Genomic DNA, 2,467 nt, shown 5'->3' with positions numbered 1-2,467 from the left:
GGAACGGTTGCCAACACCACGGCGGTGAACAGCAGGGTCAAAACCTCGGGCAGGAGTGCACGCGCCGGCATCGGTGGAGGGGGGGTAAATGGAGGAACGGTTGCCAACACCAAGGCGGTAGATAGCCATGTCAGAACCTCGGGTGAGTACGCACACGCTGGCATCGGGGGTGGGGAGGTTAACAATAGAGGAACGGTTGTCAACACCACGGCGGAGTACTGCACGGTCAAAACCTCGGGTAAAAATGCACGCGCCGACTTCGGGGCTGGGTGGGTTAACGATGGAGGAATAGTTGACACCCCCACGGTAGTGAACAGCACGGTCGACAGTGCCGTCACCGGGGCACACCACCGCGGGCGAAGGAGTCTTGGCGATGGAGGAATGGTTGCCGACACCGGGGCACACCACGTCGGGCGCAGGAGCGTTGGCGAGGAAGGAATGATTGCCGACATGGACGGCAGCAATGCCGCTGCAGCGACAACCGCCGCTACGATGGGAATTACCTCAGCTTCCCTTCTGGCAGCGGGCGGATTGGGGATTGCCGGCTATTCAACCTATCAATGGATTACCGGTTACCAGGAGGGGTTGCGTGGTCAGGAGCTGGCGATGAAACCAATGACTCGTGGTAAAGAACTGGCAAGCGCTGCGGTCAACTCGGTATCCCAGGGTATTCAGGGAATCCGGGAACGAATGAACAGGCAGAGTGTTCCTGAGCAGGAACCAGCCCATGAAATGAGTTCGGTACAGAGTGACTGAGCTGGACAAACGTTTTAATCAACTATCACAACCGGAACAAACCCGACTGATACCCGTCACCAAAACCACCAAAGCGCCTGATACCAGAGGCGCTTTTTTAATGTCCACCGATGGACTGTAGCCTGAAAAGCAGGGAGCAATTTTAAGGGATGCCCGCAGGCATTTATAACTTTTGCCGTGAAAAATATTTTGCTCAACCATTTTTGATCCCTGAAGGTGGCGCAAAATATTTTCACGCGCCATGGGCATTTGTGGTGGCATTTGCAAGCCAGGCCCTGATTGCACCACCGTTCGATCCATAGAGCTGAATACACCATGCTAAAGGAGGCTGTCCGAGAATAGACCGCCCTGCTGATCAGGAATGCTTCTTTTTTGGGCGGTTGATGGGCTGGTTTTCGATGGTGCAAAAAAAAGAAATTGGCTAATGGATAAACGACGGTGTGACTTTTTATACCTAAAATAAAATAACTCAAAAATTTTATGTCACTGCATAGACGAACAGGAATACATAATTACATCTGAATAAACGGCCATCAATAAGGTAGAAGGATTAAAACGCTACTTTTTTCGCTAATTTTAATTAGTTTTACCACCATTCAAGTATAAAGATAACACGACACTTTTAACGTAGGCATCGCGACCACTAAAAAAAACATAACCCGGGAACTTTTACGTCACTGCATAGACGAACAAGGGAGTGCGCCGTCATTTTTTGTGCGCTTTCTAATGTACTGTTATGCACTACTACATCATTTCAAGGAGATTGACGTGTACCAACTCCGTTCATCCTGAGCGAAGTCGAAGGGTGTTGGCACGATCTATCATGGCCCGGAGTTTGCGCCCTTCGATGTTTCGACAAGCTCAGTACTCAGGACGAACGGAGTGCAGAGGCTTGTGATAACGACAACCCGTCAAACTCATTGAAACCATGTACTACAACATCAGGAGTCCTGTTTATGATTCAGCAATCCAATCAGCAACCCATTCAGCAACCAATTCAGCAACCAATTTGCGACAGCGCTTCCCAATGTTCAGGGAATGGCACCGAACATTCCTGGCTCGGCCATGGCGTTGCTGTTTCTAAAGCATTTGTGAAATCATTGATTCCAATGGAAGACCCTCGCCTCAGTTTCAATTCCCGCAAAGCAGTGAAAGATCTTTTGCGACTGGCCACAACAACTATCCTGCCGGCGAGTTCCATCCTTTTCATGGCGAAAGATATGGCCAATGCCTGGTCCGGGAACGGTTTGCCCGGGCCGGATGCAAAACCGGAATTACCACAGACATCTAAAGAAACCCGGGAAGAGGCTCAGGAAAAAGAACCCTGCTCGAAAACCGTACCCCTTCAACAGCCATCCACGGCCCGCTATCAAGGGAGTCAGGGAGCCAAAGGGCTGCTTGCCCTTGGCACCCTGGCCAGCTCTTTTCAGTATGCCAATTCGAAACAGATTAATAATGCAGAAGACCTGGGCAAGATTGGTCGAGATCCCGAATTTCCACTAAACGGTACCTATCAACAGACAGCGGATATTGATGTCACTAAAGACTATCAATCCATTGGCAATGCTACCCACCCATTCACCGGCGATTACTATGGGCAGTGCCGTACCATCAGCGGCCTGTCTGACTGTTTTGTTGACACTCTGAAAGGCAACATCAGTGACCTTCACTTTACTGGTGCCAATATAACAAATTCCGCGAAGCCGACCGG

4 protein-coding genes are annotated in these 2,467 nt (G+C 50.3%); all 4 read left to right on the top strand.

Annotated elements, in window-relative coordinates; all coding sequences use genetic code 11:
* A partial coding sequence (locus tag CX664_RS26810; protein ID WP_180966627.1) for a hypothetical protein occupies positions 1-756 on the top strand: 756 nt, incomplete at its 5' end.
* A complete protein-coding gene (locus CX664_RS27940) occupies positions 749-877 on the top strand; it encodes a hypothetical protein (RefSeq protein ID WP_276328522.1) in 129 nt (42 codons plus the stop codon). The genes CX664_RS26810 and CX664_RS27940, both read left to right, overlap by 8 nt.
* Before the next feature lie 28 nt (positions 878-905).
* Positions 906-1,058, top strand: a complete 153-nt coding sequence (locus tag CX664_RS26805) for a hypothetical protein (RefSeq protein ID WP_163373288.1) — start codon at positions 906-908, stop codon at positions 1,056-1,058.
* Positions 1,059-1,712: 654 nt separating this feature from the next.
* The coding region (locus CX664_RS24740) for a hypothetical protein (RefSeq protein WP_146000341.1) at positions 1,713-2,467 on the top strand (755 nt) is incomplete at its 3' end.

Origin of the sequence: Endozoicomonas acroporae, from assembly GCF_002864045.1 — a bacterium.
GTDB classification, from domain to species: domain Bacteria; phylum Pseudomonadota; class Gammaproteobacteria; order Pseudomonadales; family Endozoicomonadaceae; genus Endozoicomonas; species Endozoicomonas acroporae.
The sequence above is the reverse complement of the archived record's forward strand: the minus strand, read 5'-3'. Positions and strand labels throughout refer to the sequence as shown.

Coding starts and splice junctions, on each gene's coding strand:
- CX664_RS26805 (WP_163373288.1), top strand. CDS start 906: ATGCCCGCAGGCATTTATAACTTTTGCCGTGAAAAATATTTTGCTCAA.